Raw genomic sequence first — 18,445 nt, forward strand, 5'->3', positions numbered from 1 at the left:
CATGACCGACCTCACCCACGACCTGCCCCGGTCCACCGAGAAGCCCGGCACCCGTGCCTGGGTGATCACCGGCCTGCTGGTCGTCTTCATGCTCATCAACTTCGGCGACAAGGCCGTGCTCGGCCTGGCCGCCGACCCGATGATGGCTGACCTCGGCATGTCGCCGTCGCAGTACGGCCTCGTCTCGAGCTCGTTCTACGCCCTCTTCAGCATCTCCGCGGTCGTCGTCGGCTTCCTGGCGAACCGGCGGTCCAACAAGCGGATCCTGCTGATCATGGGCATCATCTGGGCGCTGACCCAGCTCCCGGTGATCTTCTTCGCCAGTGTCGCCACGCTGCTGGTGAGCCGCACCGTGCTCGGTGCCGCCGAAGGCCCCGCCAACCCGCTGGCCGTCAACGCCGCGCAGCGCTGGTTCTCCGACCACCGGCGCAACCTGCCGACCTCGCTGATCAACCTCGGCGCCGCGCTTGGCGTCGTGCTGATGGCGCCGCTGCTGTCCTACCTCATCGACAACCACGGCTGGCGCTCGGCGTTCTTCACGATGATGGTGCTCGGCGTGATCTGGTCCGTGGTCTGGGCCGTGGTCGGCAAGGACGGCCGCACGCGGGCGCCGGGCAGCGACGCCGCGCCCGCTCCTGAGGTCGCCGTGACCGGCGACGCTCTGGTCGCGGCGGCCACGCGCGCCCCGTACCGGACGATCTTCCTGTCCGGCACCGGCATCGCCGTCTTCATCGCCGGGTTCGCGGCGTACTGGGCGCTCGCGCTCCTGGTCGCCTGGGTGCCGCTCTACCTCAACAAGCCGCTCGGGCTCGGCACCGCCACCGCCGGCACGCTGATCGTGCTGCCGTGGCTGATGGGAGCGATCGTGATCCCGTTCCAGGGCTTCGTCTCCGACCGGATGATGCAGCGGGGACGCTCCTCACGGGTCGCCCGGGTCGGCGTCTCCGCCACCTGCATCACGATCGCGGCGGTGTGCATGCTGCTCCTGCCCGTGGTGCCCGGCACCGCGCCCCAGCTCGCGCTGGTCACCGTGGCCTTCTCGTTCGCCGCGGTCCAGATCGGCGTCGGGATGACCCTGATGGCCGAGATCACCCCGGTGGTCCAGCGGGCCGCCGTCCTCTCGACCTTGACCGCCGTGACCGGCCTGTCCGGGATCATCGCTCCCGCCCTGGCCGGACGCCTGATCGAGGCCCACGGCGTCGGGGACGCCACCGGCTACCACCAGGTCTTCCTCGTCACCGGTGCGCTGTTCATCGTCGGCGTGGCGTGCCTGGTGCTCTTCGCCCGCCCGGTCCGCGATGCCGCCCGCGTCGCACAGAAAGCCGGCGCCGGCCACTGACCGCCGGCACCTCGTCCACGAGCCCCCAGGCCCTCGCCCTGGGGGCTCGTGGTCACGTCGTCACCAAGCGACGACAGTTGCATGCCCTATCGATGTGGTGGTCGGGCCGGAGGAGTCCAACTGTGACCCGACCATGAGGGAGAAGGACGCGAAGAAGGGCAAGAAAGCCAGGACGGCTGTGCGCGCAGCGGCGGCTGCGGCCGACGCCTGCTCGACGACCGACCCGGTCGGTGGCGACGCCGAGATGGTCAACGTGGTCACCCCGGCCTCGCTCCGGCACCGACGTGCCGGGGCGCGCCTGCGCCCATGATCTCGTTCGGGAGGGTTGGCCCGTTTCGGGCGACCACCGGGTCCGGTCCGCAGGTGACCATGACCGCATGAGATCGGAGAGGGTGGGTCTGCTCGTCGGCGTGGTCGTGCTCCTGGTCGCGTTCTACTTCGTGGTGCCCGTCTCGGCAGACCCGCGAGGCGGAATGGTGCTCCGGGTGGGGGGATCCGTCGTGGCGGTGTGCCTGCTCGCGGTCGTCCTGGGCCGCCAGCTGGTGCGGCACGCCCGTGACCTCGACCGGCACGTGGACGGTCTGGTGGCCTCCATCGTTCTCGTCCTGGTCCTGTTCGCGCTGGCCTACTACGCCCTCCAGCTGCACAGCCCCGGCCAGATGGAGGGCGTCCGCACCCGGCTCGACGCCCTCTACTTCTCCGCTGCGACGATGCTGACCATCGGCTACGGCGACGCCCATCCTGCGGGCCAGGCGGCGCGGGGGCTGGCCCTGGTGCAGATGGTCTTCGACGTGGTGTACGTCGCGGCCGCTGTCCGCCTGCTCAGTGCTCGGGTGGGCTCGAAGGCCGAGTCGATGACCCGGTCCTCCGGCACCGAGAGCGCCGGTGGCGAGGTTCCGCGCTGAGGCACCGCTGTCGGTGCCTGCGAGCTCGTGGTCGCGACCTCTGACCTGCGGCGATGTCGAATCCGTATGGGAGCACCGGGAGATGTATTGGATCGGTCGCTCCCGCGTCGCCACCATCGGATCCATGACCGATGAGCAGACCACACCGACCTCCAGCAGGACGTTGTCCCGACGCGCTGCCCTGGCGATCGCAACCCTGCCGCTGGCCGGAGCCTGCGCCGCGCGGAGCCCGGCAGAAGCTCGGCCCTCCTCGGCGGGAAGCTCGCCTCGCCGACGCGACGCACAGGCGTACTACGCCTACGCCGCCGATCTCGCGGGAGACGATCCTGTGCTGCTCGATGTCGTGCGCGCGCAGCGAGCGGGGTGGATGCCGCCGGAGGCGCCCGATCCGCGGCCCGTACGCATCTTCGACGATGTCGCGGTGGTGGGCACGGACTTCGTCCAGGCCACCGCTCTGGCCACGTCGGCCGGAGTGGTGCTGATCGACGCTCTGGAGTCTCCGGCCGAGGCCGAGGGCGTCCTCGCGGCCGGGCTCGGCGAGGTCGGGATGGATCCCGCCCGGGTCGGCTCCGTCATCGTGGCGCACGGTCACGCGGATCACTTCGGTGGGGCTCAGTTCTTCGCAGACCGATACGGCGCGCGGGTGCTGATGAGCAGGAGCGACTGGGACCTGGCCGCCACGAAGTCGCCGGAGACGGCACCGGAGCGGGACATCGAGATCCTCCACGATCAGACGATCCGATCGGGCACGACGTCGATCCGTCTTCCGATCACACCGGGCCACACCCGCGGCACCGTGTCACCGATATTTCCGGTGCACTGGCGCGGGCGTCGGCATCGAGCGATCCTCTGGGGCGGGATGGGGCTGCCGCAGTCCGTGCAGGGTAGACGTGCCTACCTGGCATCCGTCCAGCGGACCGCCCGCCGTGCCAGGAGGGAGGGGATCGATGTGGTGCTGACCAACCACACGAACGTCGAACGGCTCGCGACGATGGACGACAGCGGCGAGAATCCCTACATCCTGGGGCGTGCCCGCACCGATCGCTTCTGGGCGGTCCTGGAAGCGATGGTCCGGGGGCGTATCGCGGACGGGACGTAGGGCGGTGGACGCATCTCACGCTCCGCGCAGGGCATCATGGAGCCGGCGGACCACGCGTCCGAGCGTGATGTCGGCAGCCGGCTGAACACCGGCCTCCACCCGGCTGTGGGACAGGACCGCGACCGCGATCCGCGTCCCGTCATGATGCTCGGCCACGCCGACCTCGTGTCGAAGGTTGAGCCCGGTTCCGGTCTTCGACGACCAGGTCGTGAGGTCGCTGTCGAACTCCGGGGCGAGACGCTGACGGTAGACGTTGGCAGAGAGCAGGGCCCGCAGCCGGGAGGAGACCTCGGGATGGATTCCGGACCCGTCGGTCCAGATCCCCGCCACGAGATCCACAAACGCACGGGCAGATGAGCTCGTCGCGTGATTGACATCGAGCCCGTCGAACGGGCTTCCGGCGCTGTCTCCGAACGCACGGGCTGCCATCGCATACCCCAAGCCGGGACGGTGGTCCTCCAGCTGCTCGATCACGGTGCTGCTCAGCCCACCGAGCCCGTGCCGGATCGGGATGCTCGGCACCCCGAGGCGCTTCGCGATCTCGGCGACCTGTTCGGGCGGGGTCAGGGCGAGCAGCGCATCCGAGGCCTGGTTGTCACTGATCGAGACAGAGAGATAGACGAGGTCGTCGATCGCGACCGCCGCCGGGTGGAGGAAGCGGCTGATGCCTTGTGGTCCAGGAACGTCGTGCCGGCCGGGCGTCACGGTGATGGGCGTGGAGCCGTCGAGCTCGCCGAGTCGGATGCGTTCCAGCGTCGCCAGCGCGATGGGGATCTTCGCCAGCGACATGACCGGGAGCTGTCGGTCGGGGTGGATGCCGATCTCCAGGTCGCGGTCGAGGTCGCGGACGAGCAGGCTGACCGAGAGGCCCGCCGACTCGAGCTCGGCGCTGGCACGCGCGGCTTCGTCGGCGAGGCTGGAGCCGGGACCGGCGGCCACGGTCAGGCACCCGCTCTGGGAGAGCCGAGCGCGTGCCCCACCGCGGCCCGGAGCCAGTCCGTTCCGGAGCCCAGCCAGTCCAGCTCGTGCGCTGTCGCGCGGGCGCGGATCTCGAGCGTGTAGCACCGGTTCATGTGGATGCCGCCGATCGGGGTCCAGGACAGCGCCAGGTCGCGGGCCTGCAGCTCGGTGCACAGCAGCAGGTCCTGGCTGGAGGTGACCTCGGCGAGCGCGGAGACGAGAGTGGCGACGTGCACGTGGTCCTGCCGCACCCCGGAGGCCACGGCGTGGCGGCGGAGCACGTCACCGACGTACGCATGATCGTCCTCCGTCGAGAGGATGATCCGCCGGGTCGGGTCGGCGGCGAGACGACCCGGGCGAAGCTGGTCGAGATAGATTCGCGCTACGTTGACTGGGGCAGCCGATGCGAGTCCCAGAGGTGCTCGCCACCACGCGTCGTCGCGGTCTGCGACGAGCACGAGGGCACCATCGACGAGCCCGGAACGCACCAGCTCGGCGCGCCGCTCGGGCCCTGCCATGACGAGCCGGAGGTCTACCGCCTCCTCCTTTGCGTCGCTGATCAGGGCAGCACCGCGGAGGACGGAGATGTCTTCAGGAACCGCCAGCCGCCAGCGCTGAGGGGCGGCCAGCTCTGCCGCGGTGACGAGCTCGTCCACGGCCTCGACCACTCGCCGGGCAGCCGGGAGCAGTCGGTGTCCGAGCGGGGTGAGGCCAGCGCTCTGGGTGGAGCGGTCGAAGACTCGGCCGCCGATCCGCGCTTCGAAGGCAGCGATGCGCCGGCTCACGACGGGTTGTGGCACGCCGATCTTGGCCGCCCCGAGGGTGAATCCGCCGGCGTCGCTGACGGCAAGGAACGCGCGGCAGGTGTCTTCGATGTCCACTGGTCCGATGGTCACTCGTCCGACCACCTCGGCAGTGCAGGCGCGCCGTCGTCCGATTCACCCGGCTCGGGTGAACAACGCCGACCCGTCGGGCGGTCTGATAGCCGGGTGCACCCTCCGAGCTGGCTGCTACCGACGATGCGCGGATACCGCGCGTCGTGGGCGCGCTCCGACGTGCTCGCGGGGCTCGCGACCGGCACCGTGGTGATCCCGCAGGCGATGGCCTACGCGACCATCGCCGGCCTGCCGGTCGAGGTGGGGCTCTACACCTGCCTCCTGCCGATGGCCGCCTACGGCCTGCTCGGCGGATCGCGGGCCCTGAGCGTCTCCACCACCTCGACGATCGCGGTCCTGGTGGCCAGCACTCTTGCGACCCTGTCCGACCGCAGCGACGCCGAGCTGCTCGGCGCGGCGTTCACGCTGACCCTGTTGGTCGGGGCGTGCCTGCTGCTGATGCGCCTGGCCCGGCTGGGGTCGATCGTCGAAAGCATCTCGCCGGCCACGATGACCGGCATCCGCATCGGTGTGGGGCTGACCGTGCTGGCCAGCCAGCTACCCGCGCTGCTCGGCCTGCCGACCGACCCGGAGGGCGGCGGTTTCTTCGCGCAGGTCGCGGACGTGGTGAGGCATCTGCCCGACCTCTCTGGCGTCACCGCGGTCGTCGGGATCGGCGCGGTCGCGGTCCTCTTCGTGCTGCGACGCTGGGCGCCGGCCATACCGGGGCCGCTCGTGGTCGTGGTCGCCGGCATCGTGCTGGTGGCCGCGACGGCCGTGGAGGATCGTGGACTGGCCCTCATCGACCCGGTGCCCACCGGACTCCCGTCGCTCAGTCTCCCGGTCGGTGGTGACGTGCTCGCCCTCCTTCCGGGGGCGGTCGCCATCGCGCTGATGTCGTTCCTGGAGACCGTCCTGGTGGCGCGGACGAACCGGCGCCGCGGTGAACCCGTCATCGACGTGGACCGCGAGCTCGTCGCGACCGGCATCGGCGCCCTTGCCGGGGGACTGACCCAGTCGCTGCCACCCGCCGGCGGGTTCTCGCAGTCGGCCGTCAACCTGCGCTCAGGTGCTCGCACGCAGCTCTCCGGGCTCGTCACCGTCGGGCTCGCCCTGCTGGTCGCCCTCTTCCTCGCCCCCTTGCTCGCCGATCTGCCCCGGGCGATCCTCGCCGCGATGGTGCTCGTGGCCGTGGCCGGGCTCCTCGACCCGCGCGACCTGTTCATGTATGCACACGTCGACCGCTATGAGCTCGGTGTCGCCCTGATCGTCGCCGCCCTCGGGCTGACCGGCGGCATGCTCCTCGGCGTGGCGGTCGGCGTCGGGCTCACGCTCGTCCTCGTCATCCGCGCGGTGAACCTGCCGCGGGTCAACGCCCTCGAAACCACCTCGGACGCAGTGCTGCCCCTCCTGGTCACCGGCAACCTCTACACCGGAAACGCCCAAGCCACCCACGACGCTGCCTTGGTGCTGATCATGGACGATCCGACCCGGCCCACCGTCACCCTCGACGTCTCTCGCGTCACCTACGTCACCGTGCCGCTGCTCGACATGCTGCGTACGCTCCGCGACGACGTCGACTCCGAGGGCCGCCGGCTGGTGCTCGTCGGTGCCTCACCGAAGATCCTGTCCGTGATGCGGCGCGTCCCATGGTTCGTCGCGGCCGAGCGCGACGGCTTCGTGCGGAGCTGAACAGGGTCTGGATCGCCGCTTCGGTGACTCAGCCGACCGCGGTCTCCTCCTCCGTCGGCTCCGGTGCGCCGGCCTCGGCGAGCAGGGTCACGGTGCCGGTGGCGCCGTCGACGCGCACCCGCTGACCGTCACGCAGGCTCGTGGTGGCGTGCTTGGTGTCGACGACGCACGGGATGCCGAACTCGCGCGCGACGATGGCTGCGTGCGAGGCGGCGCCGCCGATGTCGGTGACGACCGCGGCGCTGTAGCCGAACATGGCGGTGTGGCCCACGTCGGTGACCGAGGCGACCAGGACGTCGCCCGGCTCGATGTCGTCGTCGGGGCCGCGCAGCACCCGCACGGGACCCTCGACGACGCCCGGGAAGACGCCGATGCCGGTGAGCTCGCCGCCGACGGCGAGCTGCTCGTGGTCCACCTCGGGCTGCCACGTACCGACGACCACGTCGGGCATCCGGATGGCCTGGAGCCGGGCACGCTGCTCCCGGCGGCGCGCGACCCGCTCCCGCAGATCGCCGGGCCCGGCGTACGCCTCGTCCAGCGTCAGGTAGAAGACGTCGGCCGCGTCGGCCAGCGCACCCCGGTCGACCAGTCGCCGGCCCTGCTCGCTCACGGCGAGCCTCAGCGCGTGGGTGTAGCGGACCACGCCGTCGCGCCCACGCTCGCGGGCGAGCGTGGCGCCGACGGCCATCCGGCCGGTCCGGGTACGCGGCGACGCGACCGGCTCCCGTCTGGGAGCCGGCTGCTGGGCGGCACCCGCGGCGGAGGAGACCAGCATCTCCGGACGGGTGGCGAAGGCCGGGTTCTCCAGCTCGCACTCGCCGGGCCCGCGGTGTCCCATCTCGGCCAGCTCGGCGTCGAGGGTCCGGGCGAGCTCGGGTGAGGCGGCCCGGAGCTCGTCGACGCGGCCGGCGCGGGCGAGCTCGATGAGGTCGGGCCGGTCGCGCAGCACCGCGGCGAGACGCTCCACGGCGAGCATGGTGCGTGCCGACTCGAGCTCGTCCACGTCGATGCCGATCGGCTCGGGGCTCTTGCCCCGCTCGTGGATGGCGCCGGCCGCGCTGGTCAGCATCACCCCGATCGAGGCGACGCACCAGCTGTGGGCCAGCCGGTCGCGCCACAGCAGCGCGCGGGCGTGCAGCTGGGCGTCGTCGAGGGCGGCGACCCGGGTCGCGTCCAGGGTCTCGCGGCAGGCGGCCGTGTGGATCCGTTCGGCCTCCTCCTTGAACCTACGAGCCCGGTTGATGACCCTGGTCGTCGCGGTCAGCGTGGCGATCCGCTTGGCGAGACCGGTCGGCATGGGCGGTCCGCCCTCCGGGCGGAAGACCACGTCCTCGGGGATGTTGCCGTAGGCGTCGCGGCGGACCGACGCCTCGTCCCAGCCCGGCATGTTCTCGACCACGTTCACCCCGACGGAGGCGTTGATGTAGGCGCAGTGTCCGAGCGTGCTCATCACCATGCTCGACTGCTGGTCGAGCGCCTCACCCTCGAGGGCGAGCATCTGGCCCATGTCCTCGTTGGAGATGCGGATCGCGGCGACCTGCAGGTCCAGGGTCATCGGCGTCATCGGCCCGGGCATCGCCTCGGAGGTGTTGGTGGCGGTGAGCACCGACAGTCGCGGGTCGAGCAGGGTGTCGAACTCGCCCTGCAGCTCCGGCGGGCCCGCGGGTTCGAGGCGGCCGCCCTCGCCGGGCGGCAGGTTGATCGGGATCACGTGCGTCGGCAGCGCGAACCGGCCCGGCACCGGGGCGGTCTCGCCGTTCTTCACCACGCGACCGACCAAGGCGCGCACCAGGTCCTCGACGGCCTCGACGGCGGTCCACCCGTAGCCAGCCGGACCGGCGGTCAGTCCCGGCGCGGCCAGCCGCGGTCGTACGCCGCGCAGACGCGGTCGCACCCCGGCGGCCGCGAGGAGCTCGCGGGCCTGCGCCGCGGACACCGTGCCGGGCGCGGCCAGGTCGAGGGTGCCGGTGGTCTCGCCGGTCGCCGCCGTGACGAGGTGGCGGGTGAGGTCGTCGTGGTGGAGGACCTGCCACGGCTCGCTCGACCGCAGCAGACCGGCCAGGGTCCGCAGCGCGTCGGCGTCGCCACGGCGGCCCGCCGGAGGGGCCGTCCGCACGACCAGGAGCGGCACTCCGGCGGCGGTGAGCGCGGCCTCGGCAGGGGAGTCGTCACCGGCGAGGACCGGCAGGACCACGCGTACGCCGTGCCGGGCCGCTGCGCTCGCCAGGGTGTCGTGGCCGGCGGCGGCCAGGTGCACGGCGGCCTGGCAGCCCTTGAGCGCACGGTCGTACGCTGCGGCGTCCGCCGGGCCGGCACGGACCATGTCGACGCGAGGATCGACGTATCGGTGGCGGTCTGAGTCGGTTCCCACGACCTCGCACCCGCCGGCCAGCAACAGCCGGGCCAGGTCGCGGCCACCCAGTCCGGAAACTCCCGTGATCAGGACACGCATGCGTCCTCCTCCTCGCGTCTCGTCGGGCCCCTCGGTGGGCCGTTCCGAGAGAGGTTCCACCGTGTGGCCGTGGTCACATCGTCCAGTCCCACTCAGCGGGAGAGCGGCGACCGTGCGGTCTGTCGGCGAGCAGGGTCGGCCCCGTGATGACCTGGGACGAAGAGCACGATGTCGTGGTGGTGGGTGCCGGCGGAGGCGGCCTGACCGGTGCCTGGGCAGCGGCACGCGCAGGGCTGGACGTGCTGCTGGTCGAGGCCACCGACCGTTACGGCGGCACGACCGCCTACTCCGGCGGCGGGATGTGGTTCCCCGGCAACGCCGTGCTGCGCGAGGCGGGTGCGGCGGACGACACCGCTGAGGCGCGCGACTACTTCCACGCGGTCGTCGGCGACCGCACCCCGCGAGCGCTGCAGGACGCCTTCCTGGCGGCAGGCCCCCGGCTCGTCGACGAGCTGCTCACCGACGAGGCGCTGGTCTTCGAGCCGTTCCCGTGGCCCGACTACTACGGAGCCGTGCCCGGTGCTCGCGAGGTGCGGCAGATCCGCGCGCTCGCGTTGGACCCCACCGAGCTGGGTCCGCTCAAGGACACGGTGCGACCGACCCTGAAGGTCGACCGGGCAGGCGCGCCCGCGCCGGCCGAGCTGATCGGCGGCCAGGCTCTCGTGGGCCGGCTGCTGCTGGCCCTCTCGCGGCTCCCGCAGGCACAGCTGCGGCTGCGAGCCGCCTGTGCGGAGCTGGTCGTCGAGGACGGCCGTGTCGTCGGGATCCTCACCGAGCAGCCCGACGGCACCCGCCGGATCCGAGCCCGCCGGGGCGTCCTGATCGCCTCGGGAGGCTTCGAGCAGAACGCCGCGATGCGGGCGGCGTACGGGGTCCCGGGCAGCGTCGCCGGCGCGATGGGTCCCGAGGGCAACCTGGGGCGGGCGATCCAGGCGGCGATCGACGTCGGCGCCGACACCGACCTGATGGACCAGGCCTGGTGGGCCCCCGGCCTCGCGCACCCCGACGGCACCACCTCGTTCTCGCTCTGGTTCACCGGCGGCATCTTCATCGACCGCGACGGCCGCCGCTTCGTCAACGAGTCGCTGCCCTATGACCGGATCGGCCGTGCGGTGATCGACCGGCAGCGGGCCGGCACCGTCGACGCGACGTACTGGATGGTCTACGACGACCGCGAGGGGCTGGCGCCACCGGTGCGCTCGACGACGCTGCCGCTGGCACCGCACGAGGAGTACGTCGCGGCCGGGCTCTGGCACACCGCGGACACGCTGCCCGAGCTCGCCGAGGCGCTGGGGGTGCCGGGTGAGGAGCTGGAGTCGACCGTACGCCGCTTCAACGTCTTCGCCGAGGCGGGCCACGACGACGACCACGGTCGTGGGGACGAGCCCTACGACCGGGCCTTCTCCGGGGGCGGATCGCCGCTGGTGCCGATCACGAAGGGCCCGTTCCACGCCGCGGCGTTCGGGCTCTCCGACCTCGGCACGAAGGGCGGCCTGCGCACCGACGAGCACGCGCGCGTGCTCGCGACGACCGGCGAGGTGATCCCCGGGCTGTATGCCGCCGGCAACTCGATGGCGGCGGTCAGCGGCACGACCTATCCCGCAGGTGGCAACCCGATCGCCGCGAGCATGGTCTTCAGCCACCTCGCGGTGCAGCACCTGACCGAGAGCGAGGAGCGATGACGGACCACCAGTCGGCGGACCGCTGGGCGATCATGGAGCTCAAACACCGCTACGTACGCGGCGTCGACCTGCGCGACTGGGACGGTGTCGCCGCGACCCTGGCGCCGGAGATGACCGCGAGCTATCGGCCGGACCTGGTCACCGAGGGGGCTGAGGCGCTGGTCGCCGAGCTGCGGGCGCGGCTCGGTGAGCATCGGATCACCGTGCACCAGCTCGGCCACCCCAGCATCGAGATCGACGGCGACCGGGCGACCGCGACCTGGACCATGTCGGACCGCACGATCTGCACCGACGTCGGCTACCTCGTCGAGGGCGCGTCGGTCTCCCACGACAGCTATCGGCGCGACCCGGACCGTGGCTGGCTGGTCACCGCGATCCGCTACGACCGGTTCTGCGAGACGGTGGTCTCGTTCCAGGACATGCCGGGCTTCGCCGTACGCGCGACGCCCTACCAGATGCTCGACCTGCCCTGATGCGGTGGGGAATGTCGGTGGCGATGGTGCCACCCGAGGAGCTGGCCGGGCTGGTGCGGCTGGCCGAGCAGGTCGGCTTCGACTTCGTCTCGCTGCCGGACTCGGTCTTCTACCCCCAGCACGTCTCCGGCGGTTACCCGTTCGCTCCCGACGGCAAGCGCATGTGGGCGCCCGAGACCCCGATGCCCGACCCGCTGGTGACCGTCGCGGCGCTGGCTGCGGTGACGACGCGGATCCGGTTCCAGACCAACGTGCTGAAGCTGCCGCTGCGTGCCCCGCTGCTGCTGGCCAAGCAGGTGGCCACGCTCGCGGTGCTCTCGGACGACCGGCTCTCGCTCGGCGTCGGGGTGTCCTGGATGCCTGAGGAGTTCCGCTTCACCCGCACCGACATGCGCACCCGCGGCGCCCGCACCGACGAGGCGATCGAGATCCTCCGTCTGGTCTGCGGCGGCAGCGGGCCGGCCTGGGTGGAGCACCACGGCCGCCACTACGACTTCGACCGGCTGATGGTCTCGCCGGCGCCGGCGAGACCGGTCTCCATCCTGGTGGGAGGCCACAGCGACGCCGCGCTACGTCGCGCAGCCCGGCTCGGCGACGGCTGGGTCGCCGCGAACGTCCCGCTCGCCGAGCTGGAGGCCGCGCTCGACCGGCTCGCCGAGCTGCGCCGCGCCGAGCAGCGCCCGGAGGACCGCCCGGAGGACCGCCCGTTCTCCGTCTGCGTCGCCCCGGTCGGCATCGGCGACGCCGACGGCTTCCGACACCTCGAGTCTGCCGGGGTCACCGACGTCTATCTCGCCCCGTGGCGGCTCTACGGCCACGCCCACGGCGACCGGGCGGCGCGCTTGGAGAGCGTGCGCCGGTTCGCGGCGGAGGTCATCGACCGCTGCTGACCCAGTGCCGGCGTCAGCCGGCCGGGTGAGCGGCGAGGTAGGCCGAGAAGCGCTCGGCCACCTCGCCCTCGCTCAGCCCGAACTCCGCCAGCGAGTAGCGGTGATCGGGTCGGCGGTCGCCACGACGGCTGACGTCGTCGGCCGCGACGACCGCCGACCGTGCGGTCTCCTCGAAGGGCACCCCGAGGGCGGCGTAGACGCGGGCGACGGTGCCGACGGGGTCGGCGACGAACTCCTCGTAGTGCACGTCGACGAACCGGCCGGGGTCGTGCCGCGCGCGCTCGGCGAGGGACCTCTCGGTCGCGCCCGCCCACAGATCGAGGCTGTCGCGGCCCACGACCGCAGGGGTGAAGACCTCCGAGTGGCCCCGCGACGTACGCGAGGTCAGGCTGCTCACCGAGGCGATCACGCTGCGCGGGTCCCGATGGGTCTGCACGACGAGCGCGTCGGGGTAGACGGTGAGCAGTGCATCCAGCGAGAACAGGTGGCCGGGATTCTTCAGCACCCAGCGCCGCTCCGGGCTGGTCGTGCCGATCAGCTGCAGGATGCGCCGGTGGCGGGCATAGGTCGCGGTGTGGTCCTGGCCGGCCAGCCAGCGTGCGTACGTCGGCAGGTGCGCGACGCTCGGGAAGGCGAGCGAGCGCAGGGTCTGCCGTTCGAGCCACCAGCACTCCTCGACGGCGTCGGGCGACATGAAGTGCATGCCCTTGAGCCCGGGGACGGCGGCGTTGCGCCGGTCGATGGTCGCCTGCATCGCGGCGAAGTCCGGGTTCGACGGCCAGTCCTCACGGCGCGGGCGTGGCTGGGGCGCGGCGGCGAGCCACAGCTCCACGCCTTGGTGGGCCGGGTCGGCGCACAGCAGCCGGTGCAGGGCGGTGGTGCCCGAACGAGGCAGGCCGGTCACGAACACCGGGCGGGTCACCGGTGTCGTCCTGTGCGCGGGGTGCTCGCGCCAGGCCGCCTCGGTGCGCAGCCGCGAGGCGAGCGACTGCACCAGCGTCTCGGTGATCTTCGCCCACCCGGCCTCGGTGAGCCCCGCCTCGGCCGCGTAGGCCTGGAGGAGAACCGCGAGCGGCTCGTAGTGGTCGTCACCGCCGAAGTCGGTCAGGCCGGTGCGTACGGCGGCCTGCTCGTGGAGGTGTTCGGCGAGCGTCGCGTCGGGGACGGGCATGGTTCCTCCGTGGTCAGCGATGAGGTCAGTGGTGGGTGGCGCCCGCGGTGACGTCGAGGCACTGCCCGGTGACGGCACGAGCCAGGTCGGAGGCGAGGAAGAGAGCCGCGTCGGCGATCTCGTCGGGACGCGGGAGGCGCCGCAGATCGGTGCCCGCGGCGATCTCGTCATGGATCGCCTCAGGGGTGGTGCCGCGCTCGCGGGCCGTCTTGGCGAACGAGCCGCGCACCGCGTCGGCCCAGATGTAGCCGGGTGCCACCGAGTTGACGCGGACCCCGTGCGGCCCGAGCTCGATCGACAGGCTCCGGGCGAGCGCGAGCAGGCTGGCCTTCGTCATCCGGTACGCCCCGAACCCGGGGAGCCGGTTGCGGATGATCATCGAGTTCATCACCACGACCGCACCCCGGGACTCGGCGAGAGCCGGTGCGCAGCGCCGGACGAGGTCCAGGGCCATCAGCGGAGACTCGAGCTCGGCCCGTACGGTGTCGAGACCGGTCTCGAGCAGCGCCTCCCGGGAAGGCGGGTGGTAGGCGTTGTGCAGGACCGCGTCCAGACGACCGTGCTCGCTCAGGGCGGCCGCGACCAGGGCGGCCACGGAGCCCGGGTCGGCCAGGTCGGTGGGGACGGCGAGCACCCGCCGGCCGGTCGTACGCAGCTCCCCGGCCAGATCCTCGAGGCGTTCGGCGCTGCGTGAGGCGATCACCAGGTCCGCCCCGGCAGCCGCGCTGCGCTCGGCCAGGGCCCTGCCGAGGCCGGGGCCTGCGCCTGCGACCAGCACGACCTTGCCGGCGAGGATCCCCGAGCCCGGGAAGGTCATGACAGCATCCGATCGGCGACGGCGGCCTGGCGGGCGGCGATCCGCCGGGACCACTGCTCCGGGGTGACCCGCTGTTCCCGATGGAAGGGGAGCCGCTCGGGGAGGTCCGCGAAGGCCATCACCTCCGTGGTCGGTCCGTCGGCCTCGGTGAGCGGCCGGTCGACGCGCTGCCAGCGGATCTGCAGGTAGCCCTTGTCGTGGCCGGTGGTCTCCAGCCAGTTGGCCAGGCCGGGGTCGCGGTGGCTGACGACGAACCGGATGTTCCCGTCGGGGTCGGCGTGCGCCTGCTCGGTGGTGAGGCTGGTCTGGTGGTTGGCGTAGTCGAGCGAGACGTACCAGCGGCTGCCCAGCTGCATCCCCTGGTAGGGCATCTGTGAGGCGGGCACGGTGACGACCAGTGCCTGGTCCTCGCGCAGGTCGTAATGGCCGGCCGAGCTGAACTGGCTGGTCAGGCCGCCGGGGGTGGACTTCGGGGCGTACATCGTGTTCGCCGGCTGGTCGAGATAGAAGAGCTCGACGAACTCCAGGAACGTGCGGACGTAGCCCAGCAGGATCCCGCCTGCCCGGGCATAGCGGGACTCGATCGTCTCCAGGGTGACCGGCGGGCTCGGCATGCCGATCCGGTCGGTGCGCTGGACCCGCAGCGTGCCCGGCCGCTCGGTGGTCCAGTCGCTGAAGGTCTGCCGCACCAGCAGCCGGGACGAGTCCGGTGCCAGGGTGAGATAACCGGGCCCGGCGTCCGCGCGCGGCGGACCGAAGCGGAGCTCGAAGCTGCCGTCGGCGGCGACCGGGAAGTCCCGGTCGTCGAACGCCAGGTGGCTGGCCGGGGCGGTGCTGCCGGCGTGCGAGCCACCGAGCGCCTGGAACACCAGGTCGGCGCAGGTGCCGCGGGTCCCGGTGACGACGTACTCCGCCTCGCCCGTGATCTGCGCGGCGAAGTAGAGCGTGTCCGGGTTGTCCAGGCCCATCTTGGTCCACGGCGTCGAGGGGCGGGCGAAGTGCGGGTCGGCCGGGTCGCCGGCCCAGGCGCTGCCCACGGCGACCTTGACCAGGCCGGCGAGGTAGTCGAGCCCCTCGGCGAGGTCGCGCTCGTCGTCGACGTGCGGAGCCGATCTCACGATCCGCTCCGCCTCGACCAGGGCTTCGGCCAGCTGCGTGATGCCACGAGACCGTTGGCTGCGTACGTCCGTCATGGACTTCCTCCTGCCGGGTGACCAGACGAGGTGCTGGAGGTCGGGACGGTAGGTACGGCCGGATGACGGCACCGCCGAAGTCCCGCTGACCGGAATCGGATCGCAGGTTTCGCTGGGTGGGACATCGCGACCACGCGGGGCGATCCCGCGGTTCCTTGGGTGTCCGCACCCGAAGACGCAGGAGGAACAGATGACGCCAGGCTGGTCGCACGAGGTCGACGTGCTGGTCGTGGGCAGCGGCGCGGGCGGGATGACGGCCGCGCTCACCAGCGCCCTGGAGGGCCTGGAGACGCTGCTCGTCGAGAAGGCGCCCGTCTACGGCGGCACCACCGCGCTCTCGGGCGGCGGGATCTGGGTGCCCAACAACCCGACCCTCGAGAAGGCCGGGGTGACCGATCCGCCCGAGCGGGTCGTCGAGTACCTCGAGCACATCACCGGTGGACGCATCCCGCGCAGCCGGCTGGCGGCGTACGTCGAGCACGGCCCGGCCATGTTCCGGATGTTCGCCGCTCGCACCCGGCACCTGCGGTTCAGCTGGTGCCCCGGCTACGCCGACTACCACCCCGAGGCGCCGGGCGGCCGTCCCGAGGGGCGCTCGGTGGAGTGTCCGCCCTTCGACCTGCGTCTGCTGGGCGAGCGGGCCGACCAGCTGCGCGGCAGCAGCATGAAGGTGCCCGGCGGGCTGGTGATCACCTCGGCCGACTACGTGAAGCTCAACATGCTGACCCGCACCTGGCGTGGGCGGCGGACCGCGTTCCGGCTCGGCGTGCAGGGCGTGCTCAACCGGCTGCGCCGCCGCCGGATGGTCTCGCTCGGCCAGTCCCTGGTGGCGCGGCTGCGGATGAGCCTGGTCGAGGCCGGCGTACCGCTCTGGCTGGACTCGCCGCTGCTCGACCTGGTCCGCGACGACCAGGGGGCCGTGGTCGGCGCGGTCGTCCGGCACGAGGGCGCGACGGTCCGTGTCCGGGCCCGCAAGGGCGTCGTGGTCGCCTCCGGTGGCTTCGACCACAACGAGGCGATGCGCAAGGAGCACCTGCCCGAGGTCGGCCGCGACGACATGTCCGGAGGCGCGGACAGCAACACCGGTGACGGGATCTCGGCCGGTCAGGCCGTCGGCGCGGCCGTCGACCTGATGGACGATGCCTGGTGGATGCCCTCGATCCGCCGCCCCGACGGCAAGGTGCACGCGCTCGTCGCCGAGCGCTCCATCCCGAACTCGTTGATCGTGACCCCGCAGGGAGAGCGGTTCACCAACGAGGCCTCGCCCTACGTCACCTTCGTGCACGAGCAGATCACGGGCGGGCACCCCTACCTGTGGTTCGTGATGGACCAGACCGCCCGACGCCGCTACCCGTTCGGCGCGGTCATCCCCGGCAAGGACCTGCCCGAGACCTGGTACGAGTCCGGCCTTGCCCATCGCGCGGACACGCTGACCGCCCTGGCGCGGGCGATCGGTGTCCCGGCCGGGACGCTCGAGGCGACGGTGGCCCGTTACAACGAGCTGGTCGAGACGGGCCGCGACGACGACTTCGGCCGGGGCGAGAGCGCCTACGACCGCTACTACGGTGACCCGACCCTGCCCAACCCGGTGCTGGGCGCGGTGCGCGAGGCCCCCTACCTGGCCGTACGCATCGAGGCCGGTGACCTCGGCACCAAGGGCGGCCTGCTCACCGACGAGCACGCCCGGGTCGTGGACGCCTCCGGCGCGACGATCCAGGGCCTGTACGCCACCGGCAACGCCGCCGCCTCGGTGATGGGCCACGACTACGCCGGTGCCGGCGCCACGATCGGTCCGGCCATGGTCTTCGGGTACGTCGCCGCCCGGCACGCCGCCCGGGAGGGGTGAACCCGCCATGACTGCCCGGCTGCGCGTCCTCGAGGTGATCGAGGAGACCCCGGATGCCCGCTCGATCGTCCTCGAGGCGCCGGGCGAGGCGCCCGGCCGGTTCGGCTACCGTCCCGGCCAGTTCCTGACCGTGCGGGTGCCGCACGCCGACGGCGCCGTGGCCCGCTGCTACTCGCTGGCCAGCGACCCCGGTGGCGGCGAGCCGATGAAGGTGACCGTGAAGCGGGTCGCCGAGGGCCGTGCCTCCAACTGGCTCTGCGACCGTCTCACGGTCGGGACCGAGCTCGAGGTCCTGCCCCCCTCGGGGGTGTTCACACCGGGCACCTCCCACGGCGACCTGCTCCTGGTCGCCGGTGGCAGCGGGATCACCCCGGTGATGTCGATCCTCAAGGCGGCCCTGCGCGGCGACGCGCGGGTGGCGCTGTTCTACGCCAACCGCGACCCGGAGTCGGTGATCTTCCGCACCGAGCTCGACCAGCTCGCGGCCCGTCACCCCGACCGGGTCGCGATCACCCACTGGCTGGAGAGCGACCGCGGCCTTCCCGGAGCCGACGACCTCGCCGACTGGGCACGGGTCCATGGCGACCGCGAGGCCTTCGTCTGCGGGCCGGAGCCGTTCATGGCCCTCGCCGAGCAGGGGCTTGCCGCGGCCGGACTGCCTCGCTCCGGGGTCCGTGTCGAGCGGTTCGTCTCGCTCGAGGGCGACCCGTTCGCGGCCCCTGAGCCCGCCGGCTCGACCGGCGAGGTCGTCGAGGTCGTCGCCGGCGAGCCCGCCGTCGAGGTCACCCTCGACGGCGAGACCCGCCGGCTCGGCTGGCAGCGGGAGACGCCGCTGCTCGACGTCCTGCTCGCGGCCGGGCTCGATGCGCCGTACTCCTGCCGGGAGGGCTCCTGCAGCGCCTGCACCTGCCTGCTCCTGGAGGGCGAGGTGAAGCTGTTGCGCAACACCGTGCTCAGCAGGGAGGACCTCGAGGACGGCTACACGCTGGCCTGCCAGGCGGTCCCGCTGACCGACGACATACGCGTCACCTACGAATGACCGAAGGGACCC

Annotated in this window: 16 protein-coding genes; 10 read left to right on the plus strand and 6 right to left on the minus strand. The window is 72.3% G+C overall.

All coding sequences use genetic code 11. The features are described 5' to 3' along the window. Position 1 precedes the first annotated feature (1 nt). The 4 genes from WBG06_RS12675 to WBG06_RS12690 all read left to right on the plus strand — a co-directional run bounded on the left by WBG06_RS12675 (position 2) and on the right by WBG06_RS12690 (position 3,343). Positions 2-1,339, plus strand: a complete 1,338-nt coding sequence (locus tag WBG06_RS12675; protein ID WP_336737131.1) for an MFS transporter — start codon at positions 2-4, stop codon at positions 1,337-1,339. 133 nt (positions 1,340-1,472) lie between these two features. Next, complete coding sequence (locus WBG06_RS12680) at positions 1,473-1,649, plus strand: hypothetical protein (protein ID WP_336737132.1); 177 nt, start codon at positions 1,473-1,475, stop codon at positions 1,647-1,649. A gap of 67 nt (positions 1,650-1,716) precedes the next feature. Next, complete coding sequence (locus WBG06_RS12685; protein ID WP_336737133.1) at positions 1,717-2,244, plus strand: potassium channel family protein; 528 nt, start codon at positions 1,717-1,719, stop codon at positions 2,242-2,244. A 124-nt stretch (positions 2,245-2,368) separates the two neighbouring features. Continuing rightward, positions 2,369-3,343, plus strand: coding sequence for an MBL fold metallo-hydrolase (locus WBG06_RS12690; protein ID WP_336737134.1), 975 nt, complete (start codon positions 2,369-2,371; stop codon positions 3,341-3,343). 15 nt (positions 3,344-3,358) lie between these two features. Here the strand turns inward: WBG06_RS12690 and WBG06_RS12695 are convergent, their stop codons facing one another. Both WBG06_RS12695 and WBG06_RS12700 read right to left on the minus strand, forming a co-directional pair. After that, positions 3,359-4,282: a serine hydrolase gene (locus WBG06_RS12695; RefSeq protein WP_336737135.1), complete on the minus strand. Its 924-nt coding sequence runs from the start codon at positions 4,280-4,282 to the stop codon at positions 3,359-3,361. A gap of 2 nt (positions 4,283-4,284) precedes the next feature. Then, entirely contained in the window at positions 4,285-5,184 is a 900-nt protein-coding gene (locus tag WBG06_RS12700) for a LysR family transcriptional regulator (RefSeq protein WP_336737136.1), read from the minus strand. 108 nt (positions 5,185-5,292) lie between these two features. Between WBG06_RS12700 and WBG06_RS12705 the strand changes: the two genes are divergently transcribed. After that, positions 5,293-6,870, plus strand: a complete 1,578-nt coding sequence (locus tag WBG06_RS12705) for a SulP family inorganic anion transporter (RefSeq protein ID WP_336737137.1) — start codon at positions 5,293-5,295, stop codon at positions 6,868-6,870. A gap of 28 nt (positions 6,871-6,898) precedes the next feature. On the opposite strand, the gene WBG06_RS12710 is transcribed toward WBG06_RS12705, so the two are convergent. Next, positions 6,899-9,322 (minus strand): PEP-utilizing enzyme, encoded by a 2,424-nt coding sequence (locus WBG06_RS12710; protein ID WP_336737138.1) that lies wholly within the window; start codon positions 9,320-9,322, stop codon positions 6,899-6,901. A 146-nt stretch (positions 9,323-9,468) separates the two neighbouring features. Here WBG06_RS12710 and WBG06_RS12715 point away from each other — a divergent pair, with 146 nt between their 5' ends. From WBG06_RS12715 to WBG06_RS12725, 3 genes are read left to right on the plus strand one after another with little or no spacing between them, the layout of a single operon-like run. Next, complete coding sequence (locus WBG06_RS12715; protein ID WP_336737139.1) at positions 9,469-11,004, plus strand: FAD-binding protein; 1,536 nt, start codon at positions 9,469-9,471, stop codon at positions 11,002-11,004. Further along, entirely contained in the window at positions 11,001-11,477 is a 477-nt protein-coding gene (locus tag WBG06_RS12720; protein WP_336737140.1) for a nuclear transport factor 2 family protein, read from the plus strand. The genes WBG06_RS12715 and WBG06_RS12720 overlap by 4 nt, the downstream gene beginning before the upstream one ends. Continuing rightward, on the plus strand, positions 11,477-12,367 hold the full coding sequence (locus tag WBG06_RS12725; protein WP_336737141.1) for a TIGR03619 family F420-dependent LLM class oxidoreductase: 891 nt from the start codon (positions 11,477-11,479) through the stop codon (positions 12,365-12,367). The genes WBG06_RS12720 and WBG06_RS12725 overlap by 1 nt, the downstream gene beginning before the upstream one ends. Before the next feature lie 13 nt (positions 12,368-12,380). Here WBG06_RS12725 and WBG06_RS12730 read toward each other — a convergent pair whose 3' ends face one another. Genes WBG06_RS12730 through WBG06_RS12740 form a run of 3 tightly spaced genes read right to left on the minus strand, consistent with a single transcriptional unit; the run spans position 12,381 to position 15,548 of the window. Continuing rightward, complete coding sequence (locus WBG06_RS12730) at positions 12,381-13,538, minus strand: sulfotransferase family protein (RefSeq protein WP_336737142.1); 1,158 nt, start codon at positions 13,536-13,538, stop codon at positions 12,381-12,383. 25 nt (positions 13,539-13,563) lie between these two features. After that, on the minus strand, positions 13,564-14,355 hold the full coding sequence (locus WBG06_RS12735) for an SDR family oxidoreductase (protein ID WP_336737143.1): 792 nt from the start codon (positions 14,353-14,355) through the stop codon (positions 13,564-13,566). Continuing rightward, on the minus strand, positions 14,352-15,548 hold the full coding sequence (locus WBG06_RS12740) for a hypothetical protein (RefSeq protein ID WP_336737144.1): 1,197 nt from the start codon (positions 15,546-15,548) through the stop codon (positions 14,352-14,354). Before WBG06_RS12740 ends, WBG06_RS12735 begins: the two co-directional genes overlap by 4 nt. Before the next feature lie 190 nt (positions 15,549-15,738). On the opposite strand from WBG06_RS12740, the gene WBG06_RS12745 reads away from it, so the two are divergent. Both WBG06_RS12745 and WBG06_RS12750 read left to right on the plus strand, forming a co-directional pair. Further along, positions 15,739-17,394 (plus strand): FAD-dependent oxidoreductase, encoded by a 1,656-nt coding sequence (locus WBG06_RS12745; RefSeq protein ID WP_336737146.1) that lies wholly within the window; start codon positions 15,739-15,741, stop codon positions 17,392-17,394. A 7-nt stretch (positions 17,395-17,401) separates the two neighbouring features. Next, positions 17,402-18,433, plus strand: a complete 1,032-nt coding sequence (locus WBG06_RS12750; protein ID WP_336737147.1) for a ferredoxin--NADP reductase — start codon at positions 17,402-17,404, stop codon at positions 18,431-18,433. Positions 18,434-18,445 lie beyond the last annotated feature (12 nt).

The organism is Nocardioides sp. CCNWLW239 (assembly GCF_037137035.1).
Taxonomy (GTDB): domain Bacteria; phylum Actinomycetota; class Actinomycetes; order Propionibacteriales; family Nocardioidaceae; genus Nocardioides.

What these genes read in the sequence shown, in the direction of transcription:
- WBG06_RS12675 (WP_336737131.1), top strand. Translation starts at nt 2, where the DNA reads ATGACCGACCTCACCCACGACCTGCCCCGGTCCACCGAGAAGCCCGGC.
- WBG06_RS12680 (WP_336737132.1), top strand. Translation starts at nt 1,473, where the DNA reads ATGAGGGAGAAGGACGCGAAGAAGGGCAAGAAAGCCAGGACGGCTGTG.
- WBG06_RS12685 (WP_336737133.1), top strand. Translation starts at nt 1,717, where the DNA reads ATGAGATCGGAGAGGGTGGGTCTGCTCGTCGGCGTGGTCGTGCTCCTG.
- WBG06_RS12690 (WP_336737134.1), top strand. Translation starts at nt 2,369, where the DNA reads ATGACCGATGAGCAGACCACACCGACCTCCAGCAGGACGTTGTCCCGA.
- WBG06_RS12710 (WP_336737138.1), bottom strand. Translation starts at nt 9,322, where the DNA reads ATGCGTGTCCTGATCACGGGAGTTTCCGGACTGGGTGGCCGCGACCTG.
- WBG06_RS12715 (WP_336737139.1), top strand. Translation starts at nt 9,469, where the DNA reads ATGACCTGGGACGAAGAGCACGATGTCGTGGTGGTGGGTGCCGGCGGA.
- WBG06_RS12720 (WP_336737140.1), top strand. Translation starts at nt 11,001, where the DNA reads ATGACGGACCACCAGTCGGCGGACCGCTGGGCGATCATGGAGCTCAAA.
- WBG06_RS12725 (WP_336737141.1), top strand. Translation starts at nt 11,477, where the DNA reads ATGCGGTGGGGAATGTCGGTGGCGATGGTGCCACCCGAGGAGCTGGCC.
- WBG06_RS12730 (WP_336737142.1), bottom strand. Translation starts at nt 13,538, where the DNA reads ATGCCCGTCCCCGACGCGACGCTCGCCGAACACCTCCACGAGCAGGCC.
- WBG06_RS12735 (WP_336737143.1), bottom strand. Translation starts at nt 14,355, where the DNA reads ATGACCTTCCCGGGCTCGGGGATCCTCGCCGGCAAGGTCGTGCTGGTC.
- WBG06_RS12740 (WP_336737144.1), bottom strand. Translation starts at nt 15,548, where the DNA reads ATGACGGACGTACGCAGCCAACGGTCTCGTGGCATCACGCAGCTGGCC.
- WBG06_RS12745 (WP_336737146.1), top strand. Translation starts at nt 15,739, where the DNA reads ATGACGCCAGGCTGGTCGCACGAGGTCGACGTGCTGGTCGTGGGCAGC.
- WBG06_RS12750 (WP_336737147.1), top strand. Translation starts at nt 17,402, where the DNA reads ATGACTGCCCGGCTGCGCGTCCTCGAGGTGATCGAGGAGACCCCGGAT.